This window comes from Pseudoclavibacter soli DSM 23366 (genome assembly GCF_000423505.1).
Classification (GTDB): Bacteria; Actinomycetota; Actinomycetes; order Actinomycetales; family Microbacteriaceae; genus Pseudoclavibacter_A; species Pseudoclavibacter_A soli.
Genome location: NZ_AUIC01000003.1, coordinates 153,998 through 172,768 on the forward strand (window position 1 = coordinate 153,998; position 18,771 = coordinate 172,768).

Sequence of the window (18,771 nt, forward strand, 5' to 3'; positions counted from 1 at the left end):
AGTCAGTGGCTCCGATGAATCCGCTGTGCATCGCAGGCCGAGGTCGCCGCAAGCCTGACGCAGCAAGCCCGCAGCAGCAAGCCCGCCGCAGCAAATCCACACCCGGCAGCGCCTCAAACCACCCCGCACCTCAGCGTGTGCGCGGCACGATTCTTGTCTGCCCGTCACCCGGGTGGTTCTCGCTCAGCCACTCGAAGAAGCGCCGTTCGGGGTCGGTGATGCGTCGCGGCGTGATCACCCTGGCGATGAGCCGCAGGTCTCCGAAGCCGCCCTCGCCGTCGGGCGCGCCTTGCCCGGCGACCACCAGCACGTCATCGGTCTGCGTGCACGCGGGCACCTGCACGGTACGCGTCTCGCCCCGCGGCGTCGTCACCTCGACCGAGGTGCCGAGCACCGCATCCGCCAGCGGAATGTCAAGCTGCCCCACGAGCCCCTCGCCGTCGTCGGCGAACAGTTCGCCGCCGGCTTGCGGCTGGTCATTGGTCACGACCGTGGGCGTCAGGATGTCCACCAGCTCATCCGGCGACAGCACCACGCGCACATTGCGCTCGAGGAGTCGAGTCGAGCCTGTGTTCTCGCGCTCAGGTGCGGCGGCTGGTTGGGGTTCCAGCACAGTCTCTGTCACCTGTACACCACGCGCGACCTCTTCCGTGAGGTCGCTGTGATGGCTTTGCTTCTTCAGCTCTTCGGCGGCACGCCGAGCTTTCTCCGCCTCGGCGAACAACCGAGCGGTCTCAGACTCAACATCGGCGGCACGCTCGTCGACAGACTTCGCCGCGCGCGCCTCCTCAGCGATGCGCCGCGCCTCTTTCTCAGCCTCGGCGGCACGACGTGCCTCTTCGGCTTCGGCGAACAGTTTTGCGATGCGAGCCTCAGCCTCATGGTCTGCGGCATGCCGGGCGGCGACCTCAGCAGCCTCGGCCTCGGCTCGGGCAGCACGCTGCGCCTCTTCTGCTGCTGCACGTCGCTGCGCCTCGGCCGCAGCCTCAGCCCGGCGGCGCTCTTCGGCGGCGGCTGCCTCTGCGGCAGCGCGACGAGCCTGCTCGGCTTCATCGGCACGACGTTGCGCCTCAGCAGCGGCCGCAGCAGCAGCCTCGGCTTGAGCTGCCTCTGCAGCGGCACGTCGACTCGCCTCGGCCTGCTCGGCGGCGCGGCGCGCGGCATCGTCAGCAGCAGCGTGCGACGACGCACCAGCTTCGGGCGCGGGCTCGGGTGCCGACTCTGGCACAGGCTGCTCACCAGCACCAGCACCAGCACCAGCACCAGCGGCATCTTCTCCGCGCGGCTGCCAGAACTGATGGTATTTGCGATCTTCTTGAATCGCCTCGTAGGCGGCGGTCACCGCTTTGAACTGCTCAGCAGCGTTCTCGTCGTCGGTGACATCGGGATGCAGCGTGCGCGCGAGCATCATGAACGCGCGGCGCACCTGCTTGTCGGTGGCGTCAGGCCGCACCCCGAGCATGGCATATGCGGTTGTCGCAATCATTCACCCGCGCCCTTCGACTCTTTGCCAAGCTGCGACCGCAGATCGTCGATCGTGCGCTCCGAAATCACCAGCTTGCCTTCCAGGTCGCGGCGTTTGCGACTCTCTTCGGCCAACTTCGTGGTCAGCTGATCGATGTGAGCCTCGCTCGAGTTGATCGCATCTTCAAGCGCTCGCAGAGCACCCGACTCGAGCTCGCCATACTGAGCGGCATAGGTGCGCTCAATCTCGTCGATGCGACGCTGGTACTCCTCGCGAATCGCGTCTTCGGCCCCGTCATCGGCTACGGGCAGGTATGCACCACCGACCCTGATGCCTTTGGCTCCCTCTGCGTGCTGATCACCCTCAGGCGCAGCTTGGGTTTCGCCCGTCGCTGCGGCTGCGGTCTGCACCGGCACGGCTCCGGTGGCCGTGCTGACCACGTTTGCGGTCACTGCAGCGGCGACCGTGCGCACGGCCTCGACGAACTCCTCCGGAAACTCTTCGGTCTGCGGCGCAGCCTCAGGGTCGCTGTGTCGCCCCTGCCTGCGTTTCTGGTCAGTGATGATCGGAATGCCCGAGGTCGCCAGCTGTGCCAGCACACTGCGCACCTGGGCGTCAAGCGCCTCTTGGTCGACCGGCGCAGCTGGCACGGTGGATGCCGCAGCCTGCGTCGCGCCAACCGGCGGCGTGGTCTCAGGTGACTCGACGCCCTGGGGCTGTGCGACCGGTTGCGCTGCAGCCTGCGGCTCAGCAGTCAGCCCCTCAGGCTCTGCAGCGCTCTCCGCTGCAGCACTGTCTGCTGAATCGCTGTCGCCTGCAGCAGCATCTGACGCATCGTCTGCTGCCGGAAACGCCCGAGCGACCCAGTCACGGCCCGTATCGTGCACCGCAGCAACAGTCTGCTCAGGTTCGTCATCGCCTAGTGCAGCCGCTGGCTCGTGCAGTCCGAGGGCGGCAGCGGTCCGGTCGGGAGCCGGCAGCTCACCCGCGATGCGGGGTGGCTCGGGCTCTCGGGTGGGGGCCGGCGTGGGGGGCGCCTGCCACTGGTAGCCTCCAGCTTGCGGAAAGATCGGCGAGCCGTCTGAAGTGGCTGCCCGCTTGGCGGCCAGCTCCTCTCGGGCTTGCTTCTCACGACTGCGCTTGCGCAGCAGCACCACACCGAGCACGACCAGGGCGACGACGGCGATGACGCCGGGGACGGCGATGGCGATCAGGAAGGTGCTCATGACTGAATCTGCGGCCCGATCTCCCCACGCACACGCACCAGAGCCTGTGAGATCTCCTGGTCACGCAGGCGGTGCAGCAGTGCCATCGGCATGCCGGCCACGTCGAACAGTGCAGCCTCGGTGGCCACGTCGTAGCCGTGGGCGATCACGGCAGACACCGTGCTCATCAGGCGGCCGAATGAGGCGTTGAGGCGGTCTGCGTCGGCTTCAGAGAGCTGCTCATCGGCCTGCTGTGCGACAACCTCGGCCACGTGATCGCCCATCGAGAGCATCATCGGGTTGGTCACGCCGCGCAGCACGTGCACGAGGCCGACCATGGCCATCCAGTTGAAGTACGAGTCAGTGAGCGGGCCGTTAACGGTGCGCTCCCACCAGTCGGCGAGCGTGCGCTCACGAGCGGCGCGCTCCCCTGCCTTGAAGATCGCCGCAGTGGGCGGGTAGGCGTAGAGGGTGTCATAGAACTTGTGCAGCAGCAGCGGGCCGAGCGAGTACAAGAAGTCTTTGTAGTCACGCAGCACATCGGCATCGTGCTCGGTGAACGAAGTGCCCGGGGGCATCTGCTCACGCGCGGTGCGCGCCACCAGTTCAACGTCGAAGCTGTCGTGCGGCTGGTTCGATCCTTCGCTGCTCATCGCATTGCCTCCGTGATCTTCGCTGAAGCGGACCGTGCTTCGATGCGCATCAGTCCGAGGTTGCTGTTGGCCGGGCCGCTGAGCACGAGCACGATGGACTCTCCGCAGGGGTAGACGACCAAGTAGCCGTCGCGGCCGCGGAACACGCTCTCGGCGAGTTCGCCGAGGTTGGTGCGCTCGGCAACACGGTGGCCGAGGCCCAAGGCGGTGGCCGACATGGCGGCCAAACGGTCTGCCTCAGATTCAGGAAAGTCGTGCACAATCGGCAGACCATCTGAAGTGGCGACCATCACACCGGTCAGGGTCGGAATCGAGCTCCGAATATCTCCGATGATGTGAACCAGGTCATCTTGACGGCTCATCTGAGTGGGTTCCTCTCTAGGGTGGAGATTGCCGTAGGGGACAGCTTCTCTGTTCTTATGGTTTTCATTTTACGCTCACAGGATGACACTCAGTTTCACCCTGCGTCAGGGCGAATGAATGTGTAGCCGCTCAGCACCGCGGTGAACTGCGTTGCACCGTCACTGCTGCTGTCTTGGCTGACGTTGATGCCGTTGACCCAGTAAATGCGGTCGAGGTGTTGCGCCGACGAAATGAACCCGGCCATCCTGTCGAATGTGCCGGTGACGGTGATGCTCACCGGCACTGCCTGCAGCTGAGTATCGCTCACCGCGGCTTCAAGCGCCGCATTGACCTGGGCGTAGACCTTCTGCTGATCGGCGGTCACGCTGGTCGGCTGCACCGGGTAATCAGCGACGATTTTCGTGAAGTCCGCGAACGTGATCGCGTCTTTCCAGTTGATCGACCCGAGTGAGACGGCGTTGCTGCCGACGATGTCGTTGACCTTGCGCAGAAAGCCCTCTTGGTCGATCTGTGTGGGAATCTCACTCTGCAACTGCGCCAACGTCTCCTGCAGCGCGGCCAACTGGGTATTCTGCGCCTTGGCCTCGTTGATCTGCTGCTGCAGCGACGCCTGCGTCGACTCTTCGGCAGCGATCTCGCTGCGCGTCTGCGAATTGTTGCTGTACATCGGCACGAGCACGAACAGCACGATCAGCACCTGCACGAGCAACAGCCCGATTACTGCCACCAGCGTCAGGGATTTCGGCGACAGTGACAGCGAACTCTTCGGCTTTGCCGCCGGGGCAGGTTGAGGACTCGGCTCGGTCTCCTGCAGATCTGGCTGAAGCTGAGTCATCACTCGCCTCCCTGTTCGGTGCTGACGAATCGGTTCGTGAAGCGGGCCGCGCTCACGGTGATGGTCAGCTGTGACTGGTATGTGGTGGCTGCCGAGGTCGACGAGCTGTCAGTCTGGCTGTCGATCTGCTGAGCCGACACGTCGCTGACTCCATTGATGGTGCGCACGTTGTCGATCCACTGGCTGATATTGGGCAGGTCATTGCTCTCTGCAGTGACTTTCACCGTACCGATGTTGTCGGCGCTGGGAGTCGTGGCAGACGACGAGCTGCCGCTGCTGGATGACCCAACGGTCTGCAGGTTGAACACTGTGATGGTCATGCCAGACGGGGTGGCTGCGGTGACCTGCTGCAGCAGATCGTTCCAGTCTCCTTCGCGTGCGGTGACCGCGATACGGTCTTGTTGCAGCTGGTCAATGTCAGACGAGATTGTCAGTGCGTCGGAGTTCTGCTTCAGCGTGATCTGCATCTGCTGAGTCGTGCTCTTGGCTGAAGTGAGTTCTGACGAGGCACCGTTCTGAATAAAGGTGCCGACGCCGATGAGCAGGCCGTTGACGACCACGAACGCAATGCCGAGGCCAAGGGCGGCCTTGCCCGACTTCTGCAGGTCGAGCGACTTGTGCACGCTCGGCGGCAGCATGTTGACCGTGGGCACAACGGGCAGCTGGTCATCGCCGCTCTGCTTGGAGGTGCGCTTGAGTTTGATTGCCATGGTCAGACCTCCGTGCATCCGATAGCCACCGCTGTGGTGGGCAGGTGGTCGTAGGCGCGTGATTCCACTTCTGCAGATTCGAACGTCACGCCTTTAAGCGGCTCGCCGAGGTAGACCGGCAGACCCAGCATGTTGACCAGCTGCTGCTGCAGACCGGGCATGCGCGATCCTCCGCCGGTGATCGTCACTCGGTCGACGTTCTCTAGCCCAGCGGTCGTGTTGCGGAAGAACGAGATCGTGTCACCGATTGATGCCATCAGACGGTCGGTCACGGCGACCAGCGACATCTCGGTCGGCGTGCTCGCAGCTGTGCCCAAATATCCTCTGGTGTGCTTGAACTGTTCGGCTACTTCGAACGGCATGTCTTCGGCTCCGGCGATCACCTCGGTGATGTCGTCGCCGCCGGTGGGCAGCATGCGCACAGCGAGCGGCCGTGCGCCTCGAGCGGCCACGATCTGCGTCGTGCCGGCACCAAAGTCGATGATCAAATCGGTGACCACGCGCTCGATCGCGCTGCCGCTGCCCGAGGTGGTGCTGTTCGCCTCGGCACGACGAGGGTCAAAGGCTCGCACCAGAGCGAGTGCGGTCAGGTCAACACCCACCAGCTGCATCTTGGCCTTGCGAATGGCATCGGCGACCTGCTCGAGTGGCTCAGTTTCGGCCGCGACCAGCAAGCCCGTGTAGGTGGGCTGACCTGCGGTGACGCTCTGCGAGGTCGGAAAGAAGTCGAGCATCGCCTTGTCGGGGTCGATGGGCAGCAGGTCGTCGATTTGGTAGCGCAGGCTGTCTTTGAGCATGTCCAGCGGCACACGCTGCACCGTGTGCTCACGCACATAGACGTGGCGGTTGCCAACTGCCAGCCGCGCCTGGCGCGCGGTGAACTCCCCCTCGTCATGCAGCTGTTTGAGTGCAGCGGTCAGGGTGCTCACATCATGCACATCGCCTTGGCTGATCACGCCACGCGGCAGCGGCACTTCGTGATATTGCACCACGGTGGCCTGGCCGCGCTGGTAGCGAACTTGGGCGCCGCGTACGGCGGTCTGGCCGATGTCGAGACCGATTATCTGTCTGGGCATGTGTTCTCCTCAGCTGAGCAGTTGGCTTTCATCAGGCTAGCCCCCAAAGGGCGAGATACCAGGTGAGCAGGGGCTTACCCCACAGCAGTGTGATCGTGGCGCCGAGACTCATCGATGGGCCGAACGGAATGCCGGTCTTACGGCCCGCACGCCGAGCGAGCAGCAGCACGATGGCAACGACTGCACCGATTAAGAACGGCAGGATGATGCCGGTCACGGTCATTCCCCACCCATGCCACCCGAGAGTGAGGCCGATCAGGGCGGCGTACTTCACATCGCCAAGGCCCATGCCACGTGGTGAGATGAAGGCGACGAGCAGGTAGAGCCCACCAATAGTTACCAAGCCGAGCACAACGGTGAGCAGGTTGCCCCATGCACCGCTGAACATTGCCGCCACCGTTTCAAGTACTGCGATGACCACGATGCTCGGATAGATGATTCTGTTGGGCAGTAGCTTCGTGCGCAGATCGATCGCGGCCAGCGCGATGGCTGCCGCTATGAACCACAGCGCAGCAAGCAGCACGGCCACTGCGGCGATGATCTGCGCCGGGTCAGTTGCCTCGACGATGGGCTGACCCACGGTGTAGGCGGCAACGCCGAAGAGCACTGCGGTGAGCGCTTCGACCGCCGGATACTGCACCGAAATGCGCGTGCCGCAGCTACGGCACCGACCGCGCAGAGCGAGCCAGCTCAGCAGCGGGATGTTCTCCCACCAAGCCAGCCGATGACCGCAGCTCATGCAGTGGCTGCCCGGCTGCGAGAGCGACTGTTTGTCGGGCAGGCGGTAGATCACCACATTGAGGAATGAGCCGATCACCAACCCGAGCACAGCCGCCAGAGCAATGAGAACCGTCATCACTCGTCCTTGGTCAGGCGGTTGATGACCTGCACACGCGCTGCGTAGAGCTTGCCGTCATTGCTGGGCAGTCCGGTGCCGGTGCCATTGATGACCTTTGCAGGCATGTCCATGCTGGGCACAAACCAGACTTGGCGATTGTCGACGGCATCTCTGATGTACGTCATGCCCGCAACGATGCTGCCGCGGAAGGCCACATTGTCATTCAAATCGACAGTGCATGGAGTGAATGCATAGACGTTGATTTCGTCAGAGAATACGAAGTCGCCCTGACCGCCAAACTTGATGACCCCGTTGGGTCCGTCTGCCTCACTGAGCTGCGTATCAGAGAAGACCGTATGCCCGTCGGGGTTCTTCGTCGGGTCGTAGACCACTTGGGTCATCGTGTCGCCCGTCGCATCCTTCACTATGTTGCCGTCATCATCAGTTTTTGGCTTTACGCAGTAGTTCGTTTGGCTGGCATAGTCGTCAGAGCCCGGATCGTTGTAATCAGTGGGCACTAGCAGGTAGAGGTTGTGGTTGGGATTCATCGCGGTTGACTCGGTGCCGCTCGACAGCATCCTGAAGCCGCGATCAGAGACTATGGCGACATCTTGAGTCTGACGGATGCGATCCAACGTTGACGTGATCGTTGTGGAGTCGACGGTCAGCGGCTGTTCACAGTCAGCAATGAGCATCACATTCTGTGTCTTGTCCCACCCCTGAGAGCCCACTGCGTTGAGCAGGCTGCCGGCAAGATCGGTACAGGTACCGAGATAAGTCGCGCCGCGGTACCACGAGTTCGAAGTGTCTTTGCGCTTTTCATCAGCGAAGTAGTACTTCTTCCAGGTCGCCAGCGTCGACTCTTGCAGAATGTACTTCTTGGTCATCACTGGCTGCTTCTTCTGCTCTTCGACAGTTGTCACCGTGTCCCAGCCGTCCGGCAGGTGCAGAATACCAAGATCCACGTCAGAAACGACTGGAGCAGCACCACAGGCCGGTAGTGAGTCCCGCCATCCAACGTTCGTGGGGCTAGGGCTCGTCGCCGCGCACGAACGTCGCGATGAAAGAGAGGATCCAGTCCCGTCGGTCACGTCGCCGTAGTGACTCCCACTCCAATAGTTATACGGAAGCGCCGAGGTGTTGTTATACGCGTGGATGCCGTTTTGAGCCACCAATGTGACAGAGTTGCTCTGGGTCTGCAGCTGCCCGAGCCCCGTCTGACCGATGAAAGAGGCACCACCATCAGGGATTGAGAATTTCTGATGAGTTGCAGCATCCGAATCACAGATAGATGGATTCTCTGGGGTATCGCAGTAGATGTAAGGATATGGATCGCCATATTGAACATTGCCATTCAGTACATAGACGTTGCCATAAACAGTCGGGTTCGCACGTGAGCTGTACGCATTCGAGTGAGCGTAATACAAGCCATTTCCTGCCCAAACGTCACCATGCACTTGATCATTATTCCAATACCCTGATGTATAACCGCTACCTGTGACTTCTTGTCCATCTTTGAGGTTTTGTAGGCTGACCCAGCCGGTCTGCGCGGTAACATTTCCACCGTAAACAGTGACACGTCTCAACATCACATTCTGTTTCGCCCAGATCGATCCACCAGAGGCGACCAAGAATCTGGTTGCGTATACAGACCCTTCTAGCGAGACCACATTTCTTTTGACGTTGTAGCCGCAGTTATCGCCAGTACAGGCAGTCCTGCTCCACACAACAGTGACGTCTTTTTTGGCAACCAAGTCTTCGCCTACGGTGAATTTTCCGGCCATTTTGATGCTGCCACCTGCATAAACGCTGGCCGCGTAATTGACTTCCGTGTCACCCTCAGAAATCGAGATGATGTCACCATCAACCTTGACATCACCTTCGATGTTGAAGTTGCCATCAAGATAGAGGTTGCCACCGACATTAACCGTTGACCCGTACTCTGTAACTAGTCCAGCTCCAGAAGGGGATTTAACAGTCAAATTGCCCTGAACTGTAATGCTCTGAGCTACGTTACATTTCATCTTGTCCAAGTCAGGAGTCTTATACCTCCCAGAACCCTTATAGATGATGTCCTTGGTCCCCAGCGTCGCATCCCCTGTCACCGTCAATGTGCCTTGCACATCGGTGCCCATACAGCCGTCAAGGTTGCCGTCGACGTAGACGTTCACGTCGGGGTTGGCAGTATCGGCGCCTGTACCGTTGGGGTCACGTGTGCCAAAAGTAGTGTTGATCAGGTTCGTATCACCACGGCTGATATAGGTGTCTTCGCCGTTCACGCAGCCAAAGAGCGTCGGATCGCTGGTGCAGTCGACCGTCGTGCCTCCGCGCGAAGGCTGCACCACGATATCCGCAGTCGTAGCATTCGTCACCGGGTCTCGAGTGCGCATCGACAGAGCGGTGCTGGTTACCGTCGCCTCAGAAATAAGAGAAAGTGTGAACGTATCGGTCTCGAGCGGTGCCGCAGCTCCTGTGTCATCGTGAGCATCCTGTGCGTTCTGCCAGGTGTTGTTTGTGGCATACACATGTGCGTTGGAGAGCCAATCAGGCGCACTGATTCCACTCAGATCATGCAGCAGGTCTGTTCCCGCACGATAGACATGCTCAGAGTCATCATCATTCGTTTTGGCTGCTTCGACCCCTTGAAGGGTCGACGTCGAGATCTGCCCGCTCACGATCGCGCTGCGAACGAAGTCGAGCGCCGCATTCGCCTGCGAGGTCGCTTCAGACTCGGCCTTGGCTGCTTCTGCCACGCCGTTGGCCGCCAGTGCCGTAGACCCCACCGACCCAACGATCAGCGAGGTGATCGCCAGCAGTAGGATGACCGTTGGCAGCGCGATGCCCGATTCTGGGTCTCGCAGGTCGCTTGGAGCGAAGGTGCGGAGCCAGCTGCGATGATGCTTGCGAAAGAGCTTCATGAGTGTTCACCTATCTGCTTCCCAGGCAAGATGCATTGGCATCCCACCGAATGGTCGTGCCCGCTATTGAGAGAGCCGTGCCGGTCGAGAATCTAGAATCCATTGTGATCGCAGTTGAGGCAGAGCTGCTTCGCCACGTCTGTGTGCTGATCGAGTAGTGCAGTCGCACGGCACTGAGCTGTTCGGCTCCAGTCGATGCAGTTACCGAAGTCGCTTGTTCCTGCTCGGTAAAAATCAGCGAACCGTCTTCCACTGGGTCAATCGAGGCCACATCTGGATTATTACTGCCGTCGACTGTGCCCCCAGCGACTCTCCGCCACCCGCTCATATCGTCGCCGTCGATGGCGTCAACCGGGTGATCGATCTTCGTGCCCTCAACACTTACGGTGACCGTTTGCGCGGCAGAAGCGTCGCGCACGAAGACGGCATGTTCCGAGGGCACATAGGCCCACACCCGACAGGTGCCCGTCACCGAGGTAATGGTCACCTGGTCGTTGTTTGTGGCATCAGGGTCGCTGGCTGCGCCGTCAGTGGTGACGAATGCCGAGAGGTACTGCACGCCGTCTCGCGCAGACACGCTGTCAGTGGGTTTTGGGGCCGTCTGCACGAGCACCGCGTTGCCGAGTTGCTGCTGCAATGACCGCGAAAGCACGCTCGCTTGAGTGTTCATGTTGCTCGTGCGAGTAACTGTACTGTCAACGTGCATCGACGAGATCATGAGGCCGCCCGCGACAGCCAGCACAACTACGGTGAATGCTCCAGCAATCAGCAGCTCCACCAAGGTGATGCCTGCTTGCGTGTCACCGCCGAATCGCTCGCGAAGCCTGGCCGCGACTGCCCGAACCCGCGTGGTGATCATGAGATACCTCCCACGCGAACCGGCACCACGGCATGCTGCGAGGTGAGCTCAGTGCCGTCAGCGCTGTCAAGCTTCACCGTGACGGTGTACTCCAGCCAACCAATGCTGCAGGTGGTAGTTGAGTTGCATTTCTCAACGGTCACCGTCGGCGCGCACAGCGAGTTTACCGATCTTGTGTTCTCAGAATCTGTGCTGGCGGCGATCGACTGATTCTTAATTGGATCATCTGCTCCGGGGAATGAGACTGTCACGTTCTGCTCGATATACAGCTTGCCAGCACGGCCACCGAAATCGCGCACACCGACGAATGCCGGGTGCTCCGCCCTGTTGTAAATCAATCCCCCCTCTGGGCCGAAGAGCGTCTTTAGGCGCTCGTCATTGGCTTGGCCCTCGCTCAATACGTAGCTGCTCTTCTCCTTGTCGGTACCGGTCGAGAATGCTTGATTGGCGATGATCGCAATGTTCTGCAGTGTGGTGCCGCACGTATATGTCGAAGCACCCGAGGTGTTCGAAGCATCGACGTCGTTGGAGTTTGCGGTGGCCATGACGCCAGAGACCTGGCCAGAGGCAAAGGTGCTCGCAGCTGATGTGGCCGCACTGATGCGGGTGAGGTTCAGTACCGAAAGAATGGCCGGGACGATGAAGATTGCGACCAAAGACAAGATACCCAGCGAAATGATCACTTCAGTGAAGGAGATACCGTGCTGGCGCTCGTCCGCCGGTCTCAGATGCCGGCGGGGCTTCCCCTGGGATGCTGTGCTCACTGACTCCGCCTCACAGTTTTAGATACTTCCACGAAGCTTTCGTTGCGGATTCGATATAAACCGATCTGGGAGCCCCTCCAAGAGAGAATGCACATTACTTTGCATGATCAGCATCACCGCACGTTCTTCAAAGACTCACACGCCCTGCACACCGCCATGTGTATGAAGTTGAGCTTTTGACAGGAAGCGCTTGGGGATGGCCTAATGCCACCCCCAAGCGCTGGTCACACGACTGGACTACTTAGTAGTCGTTGTGTACGTGATCTCGCCGTTTTCAGCTACTTTCATAACCACCGTAGTATTATTCTGAGTGCCAGTGAGCGTGTAGGCACCGGTAATTTCTGACAACTTCTTGTCCTTATCCGCATCTGCAGCAGTGATCGTGATGCCATTGCCGGTTGCAGTGGCGCTGTAACCCGCCTTTGAAATGGCCGCTGTCAGGGTTTCAGATGGAGTGCTAACTGAATCTGCTGCAATTGTGTTCTGCACACTCTGCAGTGCACTCTTGACGGCGGATTCCCGAGCAGAATTCTGCGAGTTCATGTACAGCGGGATAGCGACTGCCGCCAAGATCGCGATGATCGCGACAACGACGAGCAGCTCGACCAGCGTGAAGCCCTTCTGATCGTCGCCTCGCTCACGCAGAGCCTTGGAACGGGCAGCCATTGCATTGGCCAACTTCTTCATAAGAATCCCCTAGATTCTCTCATATTCCATGGCGCCAGCCGAAGTTGGTGACACCAGCACAGCTCTACGCTGTACACCAACAAGTGTAGGAGAAATCCGCCGAAAAGGCGAATTCTCGATGACTTTTTTTCGACACGACACGAGTAAGCCAAGGCTGCACATACCTATCAGGTAATATGCCTCGCCGCGCACTTGTCAGGCATTGCCCACCATCGAGTTAATCTGGAACATCGGCAGGTAGAGTGCAACCACCATGCCACCGATGATCACACCGATGACCACGATCATTATTGGCTCCATCATGGCCGTCAGTCGTTCCGTTGCCGACTGCACCTCTTGATCGTAATAGCCGGCGACTTTGCTCAACATGCTGTCGAGTTCACCCGAGGCCTCACCAGCCGCAACCATCTGCACTGCTGTGTTCGGAAAGACCGTTTCGGCACGCATAGCTGAGGCGAACGACTCACCGTTGCTCACCGCCGTGCTGATACGCGCAATGGCGTCTTCGACTACGGCGTTGCCCGCCGTACCGGCCACGGTGTTCAAGGATTGCGTGAGCGAAACACCGGCGCGCGAGAGCACCGACAGGTTGCGCATAAAGCGGCTGATCGCGACCTTGCGCGCGAGCTCACCAAAGACGGGGGTCTTCAGCACAATCGGGTCAACTATGTGCCGGAGTTTCGGGTTGTCACTATTGGCCTTGTAGAGCATAATGCCCGCCACACTCACCACGATAATGAGTGGGCCGAGCCAGGGCATGACGTGGCTGAGATTGACCAATACCTGCGTAGGCAGTGGAAGTTCTCCGCCCAGTTGCTCGAACATGTCCTGGAAGATCGGCACGATGAACCACGTGATGCCGATGACCGCGAGGATCGCGATCACGAGCACGACTATAGGGTAGGTCATCGCTCCTTTGATCTCCGACTGCAGTTTTACCTGACGTTCATAGGAGTCGGCGATGCCAGAGAGCGCAATGTCAAGGTTACCGCTGACCTCGCCAGCCGTCACCAGCTGCACGAACAGGTCGGGAAACACTTTTGGATACTGCCCGAACGCGCTGGAGAGCGACACACCCTGCTCGACCTGCAGCCGCACACCGTCGACCGCCTCGCGCACGGTTTTGTTTTCGATCTGATCTTTGGTGATGTTGAGCACCGTGACCAGCGGCAGACCGGCAGCAACCAGCGTTGACATCTGTCGGGAAAGCAGTGCCAGATCGCCGAGCTTGACCCCTCCGCCGAAGCCGGGGATTTTGATCTCTTTGTTGAGACCAGTGTGCTCAATCTCGGTCATGCTGGTGGGCAGCACACCGATGCTCGTCAGCTTGTTGGCCGCGGCATCCTCATTGGCCGCCGTGATGCTGCCCTTGACCTTCTTATTGCGTCGGTCGAGCCCGACATACCGAAACTCGGATTCCTCAGCCATGCGGTTACTCCTTCAGAAGACTCAGTAGTTCGAAATGCGGTTGCGCAGCGAGCGGAACGCTTGCGGGTCTTTCACATAGACCTCTGCCTCGGAGCGCTCCACCTGACCGGTGCCCACCAGCTCGGCAAGGTTCTGGTCGAGCGTGTGCATACCGTATTGCGACCCGGCCTGCAGCGCAGTGTAGAGCAGGTGGGTCTTGCCTTCGCGGATCATGTTGGCCACGGCGCTGGTGCCCAGCAGAATCTCGCTGGCGGCTACTCGGCCACCGCCGACGCGCTTGAGCAGTGTCTGCGAGACCACACCGCGCAGTGTGCCAGCCAACTGGGTGCGAATCTGCCCCTGCTGTGCGGCCGGAAACACGTCGATGATACGGTCAACCGTCTGCACGCTGTCTTGGGTGTGCAGGGTTGAGAGCACAAGGTGACCGGTCTCGGCTGCGGTGAGCGCAACCTGAATGGTCTCGTGATCACGGAGCTCGCCGACCAGAATCACATCGGGGTCTTGACGCAGGGCGCGGCGCAGAGCCTCGTTGAACGACTTGGTGTCGCGGCCCACTTCGCGCTGGTTGACCACCGCGCGTTTGGCCTTATGCACGTACTCAATTGGGTCTTCGATGGTCAGGATGTGGCAGGCCCGGCTTTCATTGACCCGGTCAATCATCGCCGCCAAGGTCGTCGATTTACCAGAGCCCGTCGGCCCCGTCACCAGCACCAGCCCGCGAGGCATGTCGGCCAGCTTGTATAACGACTCGGGCATATTGAGATCGCGCAGGCTCTTGACCTCATTGGGAATCAGACGCAGCACGGCGGCCACACCCAAGCGGTCGAAGGCAAGGTTCACACGAAAGCGGTAGTTCTCGTCGTAGTCGATCGCGAGGTCGAGCTCGAGCTCGTCAACGAGCTGCTTGAACTCTTCAGGCGTGAGAATCGACTTGACCACCTCGTGCAGGCGCTCATGCGGCCACGGTTCGCTCTGCTCTGGCAGGTGCACCAAGTCACCGTCGATGCGAAAGCTCGGTGCCACGTCGACACCGAGATGCAGGTCAGAGCCGCCACGTTCGATGACCAGCCGCAGGCACTCGTGCAGCGCAGGATGCATCGACTGTTCGAGGCCCGCACGAAGCCGCTGCTGGTCGCGCTGCTGCACCACCTTGTCTGCTTCTGGAGTGCTGGCCTGCGCAGCGAACCCGGCCTCTTCTTCTACCTCAGCTGCCGGCGCAGGCGCTGCGGCAGGTGCGGGTTCGGGCTCAGCCACCGCGGTCGGCTCGACAACGGGCTGGGGTGCCGGCGCCACGTACTGGTGCACCGGCTGCGGCTCGGGTTCGACGACCGGCTGCGGCGCCGGTGCCTGAGCCTGCACCGGTGCAGGCTCAGGCTCTGCAATGGACGACGGCGTCACATCGTATGGTGCGAGTTGCTCGAGCGGTTCGGCCGGTGAGATGTCGATGGGCTCTTCTGGCATGCTCCACTGCTCAGCCTTTTCGCGAGCGCGCCGAGCAATGGCCTCCAGCCGCGCCAAGGCATCTGAAGCGCCGGTATCGTCGAGTGAGAAGACGCGCTCCCCTGATGACTCTCCCCCGGCACCATTCTGTTGATACGAGTCAAGAGACGACACGCAGCACCTCCTCGATTGTGGTGAACCCTTCACGAACCTTCGTCCAGCCGTCGCGGCGCATCGATGTGGCGCCCTCTGACCAGGCCTGTTCGGCCAGTTGGCCTGCTCCGGCGCCCTCAAGCGTCATCTTCGACAGAGCCGGCGACATCTCGATGATCTCGTGCACACCCATACGGGAGCGGTAACCGCTGCCCTGGCATCGCGAGCAGCCTTTGGCCTCGTAGATGTGCAGATCTTCGAAGTCGTCTGCGGTGGCGATGCCCACCTGGCGTGCCTGGTCAAGCGGCATCGTGGTCTCGGCGCGGCAATACTGGCACAGCCGACGCACAAGTCGCTGGCCGACCACCGCGGTGAGCGCTGACGACACCAAGTAGGGCTCGACGCCCATCTCGGCCAGACGAGTCACCGCACTGGCGGCGTCGTTGGTGTGCAGTGTGGCGAGCACAAGGTGGCCGGTCAGCGAGGCCTCGATGGCGATCTTCGCGGTCTCTTCGTCTCGAATCTCACCGATGAGCACAATGTCGGGGTCGGCACGCAGAATGGAGCGCAGCGCCGCCGCGAAGGTCATGCCGGCCTTGGCATTGACCTGCACCTGGTTGATGCCGGCGAATCGGAACTCGACCGGGTCTTCGACGGTGATGACGTTCACCTCGGGGGTAGCCACCTCACGCAGGGCCGCATAGAGGGTGGTCGATTTACCCGAACCGGTGGGGCCAGTCACCAACACCAACCCGTGCGACGTGTGAATCGCTTTGTTGAAGGTCTGCAGCTGATCAGGCTCGAACCCCAGATCGTTGAGCGTCACCGGGGCACTCTTGGCATCGAGCAGACGCATGACGACCGTCTCACCCCACACCGTGGGCAAGGTCGCCACACGCAGATCAACTTTGCGATCGCCGGTGGAAACCGAGAATCGGCCATCCTGCGGCACGCGCTTCTCGGCGATGTTCATGCCCGCCATGATCTTCAGACGCGAGACGATGCCGCTGTGAATATCAGAGTCAGAACGCTGCACCTCGTGCAGAATGCCGTCGACGCGGTAGCGCACCACGGTCTGGCGCTCACCCGGATCAATATGGATATCGCTCGCCCCATCGTGAATGGCCTGATTGATGAGCAGGTTGACCACGCGCACGATAGGCGCAGAGTCATCGTCGGCGCCGGTGGTGTCGGTCTCGGTGTGGCGGCTCTGCACCTCTTCGCTCAGGGCATTGGTGAGAGCGTTGAGCTCTTTGTCGGAGCGGTGGTACTTGTTGATCGCCGCGAGAATCTCGTTGGCGCCGGCGACCACTGGGGTGATTGGGCGGCCCGAAGACATCTGCGCGTCGTCGATGGCGAGCACGTTGGTGGGGTCTTGCATCGCGAGCACGATGCGGCCACGGTCGCTGATCGCGATGGGCAACACGACGTGTCTGCGACACACGTTGACGGGCACCATCGACACGGCAGACGAGTCAATGCGCACCCGGTCGAGATCAACGTATTCGAGGTTTTCGCGGGCTGCGATCACCTGCGCCAGGTCAGCTGATTTGACCTTGGTATGTTCGGTGAGCCACTGCGCCTCTTTCGGGGTGCCACGTACGGTGACGGGCACGCTTCGCGCTTCCTGCTCGGTCAGCGCTCCGCGCACGAGCAGGTCAGGCACCAGTGAGAGCATGAGTCGACCTTCCCCAGTCACGGAGTCGGCACCGTGACGCACTCAGTTTAGCGGTCTGCAGACTTCTCCGACAAACGTCGGGCAGCCTTCTCGGCGCGCCGCGCCAGCCGTGGGCGGGCAAGTGGTAGGGCGATGCTTGCGTGTGGTGGTGTGCATTGCTGCCCAGTGATCGGCGGTGACAGGTGTGGGAGTGTGGTCGGTGGTGCTTGTTTCGGCGGTTGGAGGGGGCTGCTGGGCGGGTGTTGACGGGTGCACGGGTTGATCGGTGGGCAGTTCGGTACAGGTCACAGGGTCGTGCGCCAGCGATGCCGCTGCCCGATCGCCTGGTGGATGACGCGCATGACGAAGTCGCGCTCGTTGAGCACCTGACGTCCAGTGAACTGCAGCAGCGGCAGCGCTTGCAGCGCGGCGACGTTGGCCCGCCGCAGATCTTCGGCCCACTGCTGTGCATCGTTGTGATATTTCTCGCCATGCACCTCGGTGTAGAGCCAGCCCTCGATGCGCAGGTCAACATGACCGAGCCCTGGCACCCACACTTGAGTCTCGACCCCGAGCCGATCACGCTGGCACGCATACCGAAGAATGGTCTCGACAATTGACTGCGACTTCGGATCGATGAGGGCGAGGATGGCGCGGATTGGGGCATCCCTGCGGCCGTCGAAATAGGCAAAGAGATCGTCGAGCTGCACGTGCCCCAGCACCACCGCCGATTCAGCCACGATGAGCGCGTCGAGTTCGGGCAGGCAGCGCAGCGCGTGCACGACGATGGCCATGGTGGGTGCGGCCCAGGGGTGGGCGGCCGAGCCAGCGAACCCGTTGAGGCGGTGCGTCGGCACGGGCGCGAGAGTGTGGCGGTGGCAGGCCAGGTGCACCGGGGCGACCGCGGGCCGCACCCAGAGGCCGGCGCGACGGGCACCGCTCAGGCAGGTGAGCAGGGCGCCGTGGTCGGCGGCGAGCCTGACGTCGCGATCGCAACCGGGCAGTGCGTAGATGCCGCGGGCGGGTTGCACGATGGCGCCCTGCTCGCAGGCGCGCTGCAGGGCTCTGCGGGTGACGCCGTGGCTGAGCAGGTGTTCGCGGCGGGCGGCGCCGCCGGCTGCGTCGACGATGTGAATGATGACTTCTGTTGGATGCATGCCTTTCAGTGCAGCGGGGCTGCGGGGTGCCCGCACCCGGATTCGCGCGGTTGTGGAGAGATTGGTGCCTGGTACGTGGCTGTGCAGAACCGGTGCGCGGGGTGGGGTGGGGCTTCCTGCCCAGCGGAGCGGTGGTTGCGTCTGTATAGCTGACGCGTGGTGTAGGTGCCCCCGTGCCTTCCTGCCCTGTGACCGCTGGCAGGTGCCGGGCGGGGCTGTACCTTCCTGCCCAGTGATCGCTAATAGCTGCAGGCTTGCTGTACCTTCCTGCCCAGTGACCGCTGGCAGACGCACCGCTGCTGACTGAGCAACCCGCACAAACGCGCGCCACAGAGCCCCACTCCCCCAGCACAACCGAGCCACATCACCTGGTCACTGGGCAGGAAGGCACAGCACCACCAAGAAACGCGAGTGTTGGCTGGGCACGAAGGTACAGCTCCACCAGAACACATGCACGATCACGGGGCAAGACAGTACGGAACGCCTGACCGCTAAGGGCGAGACGTTAAGTTCGAGTCAGGTTCACGGACGCGCCCTTTCGCAGGATCGAGAGGCTTCGACGT

At 61.4% G+C, this 18,771-nt stretch carries 16 protein-coding genes; all 16 read right to left on the reverse strand.

Annotated elements, in window-relative coordinates; translation table 11 throughout:
• Nucleotides 1–130: 130 nt before the first annotated feature.
• Nucleotides 131–1,486: a DnaJ domain-containing protein gene (locus G557_RS13165; protein WP_051223974.1), complete on the reverse strand. Its 1,356-nt coding sequence runs from the start codon at nt 1,484–1,486 to the stop codon at nt 131–133.
• Nucleotides 1,483–2,691 carry a hypothetical protein gene (locus G557_RS0100720; RefSeq protein ID WP_028244574.1) on the reverse strand — a complete coding sequence of 403 codons (1,209 nt, stop codon included), beginning with the start codon at nt 2,689–2,691 and terminating at the stop codon, nt 1,483–1,485. The genes G557_RS13165 and G557_RS0100720 overlap by 4 nt, the downstream gene beginning before the upstream one ends.
• Complete coding sequence (locus tag G557_RS10730; RefSeq protein WP_084626874.1) at nt 2,688–3,323, reverse strand: protoglobin domain-containing protein; 636 nt, start codon at nt 3,321–3,323, stop codon at nt 2,688–2,690. The genes G557_RS0100720 and G557_RS10730 overlap by 4 nt, the downstream gene beginning before the upstream one ends.
• Nucleotides 3,320–3,685, reverse strand: coding sequence for a roadblock/LC7 domain-containing protein (locus G557_RS0100730; RefSeq protein WP_028244576.1), 366 nt, complete (start codon nt 3,683–3,685; stop codon nt 3,320–3,322). Before G557_RS0100730 ends, G557_RS10730 begins: the two co-directional genes overlap by 4 nt.
• Before the next feature lie 95 nt (nt 3,686–3,780).
• A complete protein-coding gene (pilO, locus tag G557_RS0100735; protein ID WP_028244577.1) occupies nt 3,781–4,521 on the reverse strand; it encodes a type 4a pilus biogenesis protein PilO in 741 nt (246 codons plus the stop codon).
• On the reverse strand, nt 4,521–5,231 hold the full coding sequence (locus G557_RS0100740) for a hypothetical protein (protein ID WP_036960222.1): 711 nt from the start codon (nt 5,229–5,231) through the stop codon (nt 4,521–4,523). Before G557_RS0100740 ends, pilO begins: the two co-directional genes overlap by 1 nt.
• Before the next feature lie 2 nt (nt 5,232–5,233).
• A complete protein-coding gene (gene pilM / locus G557_RS0100745; RefSeq protein ID WP_028244579.1) occupies nt 5,234–6,307 on the reverse strand; it encodes a pilus assembly protein PilM in 1,074 nt (357 codons plus the stop codon).
• A gap of 31 nt (nt 6,308–6,338) precedes the next feature.
• Nucleotides 6,339–7,163, reverse strand: a complete 825-nt coding sequence (locus G557_RS0100750; RefSeq protein WP_028244580.1) for a prepilin peptidase — start codon at nt 7,161–7,163, stop codon at nt 6,339–6,341.
• The gene (locus G557_RS0100755; protein ID WP_028244581.1) at nt 7,163–10,063 is read right to left on the reverse strand and encodes a hypothetical protein; all 2,901 of its coding nucleotides are present in this window, start codon (nt 10,061–10,063) and stop codon (nt 7,163–7,165) included. Before G557_RS0100755 ends, G557_RS0100750 begins: the two co-directional genes overlap by 1 nt.
• 10 nt (nt 10,064–10,073) lie before the next feature.
• Nucleotides 10,074–10,922 (reverse strand): PilW family protein, encoded by an 849-nt coding sequence (locus tag G557_RS0100760; protein ID WP_028244582.1) that lies wholly within the window; start codon nt 10,920–10,922, stop codon nt 10,074–10,076.
• Nucleotides 10,919–11,686 carry a hypothetical protein gene (locus G557_RS0100765; protein WP_156877036.1) on the reverse strand — a complete coding sequence of 256 codons (768 nt, stop codon included), beginning with the start codon at nt 11,684–11,686 and terminating at the stop codon, nt 10,919–10,921. Before G557_RS0100765 ends, G557_RS0100760 begins: the two co-directional genes overlap by 4 nt.
• A 237-nt stretch (nt 11,687–11,923) precedes the next feature.
• Nucleotides 11,924–12,373, reverse strand: a complete 450-nt coding sequence (locus G557_RS14350) for a prepilin-type N-terminal cleavage/methylation domain-containing protein (protein ID WP_051223977.1) — start codon at nt 12,371–12,373, stop codon at nt 11,924–11,926.
• Nucleotides 12,374–12,568: 195 nt separating this feature from the next.
• Nucleotides 12,569–13,801, reverse strand: a complete 1,233-nt coding sequence (locus G557_RS10740) for a type II secretion system F family protein (RefSeq protein WP_051223979.1) — start codon at nt 13,799–13,801, stop codon at nt 12,569–12,571.
• 21 nt (nt 13,802–13,822) lie between these two features.
• Entirely contained in the window at nt 13,823–15,415 is a 1,593-nt protein-coding gene (locus tag G557_RS10745; protein ID WP_245542735.1) for a type IV pilus twitching motility protein PilT, read from the reverse strand.
• On the reverse strand, nt 15,402–17,060 hold the full coding sequence (locus G557_RS0100785; protein ID WP_245542736.1) for a GspE/PulE family protein: 1,659 nt from the start codon (nt 17,058–17,060) through the stop codon (nt 15,402–15,404). The genes G557_RS10745 and G557_RS0100785 overlap by 14 nt, the downstream gene beginning before the upstream one ends.
• Nucleotides 17,061–17,356: 296 nt before the next feature.
• The gene (locus G557_RS0100790; protein WP_028244585.1) at nt 17,357–18,208 is read right to left on the reverse strand and encodes a type IV toxin-antitoxin system AbiEi family antitoxin domain-containing protein; all 852 of its coding nucleotides are present in this window, start codon (nt 18,206–18,208) and stop codon (nt 17,357–17,359) included.
• Nucleotides 18,209–18,771 lie beyond the last annotated feature (563 nt).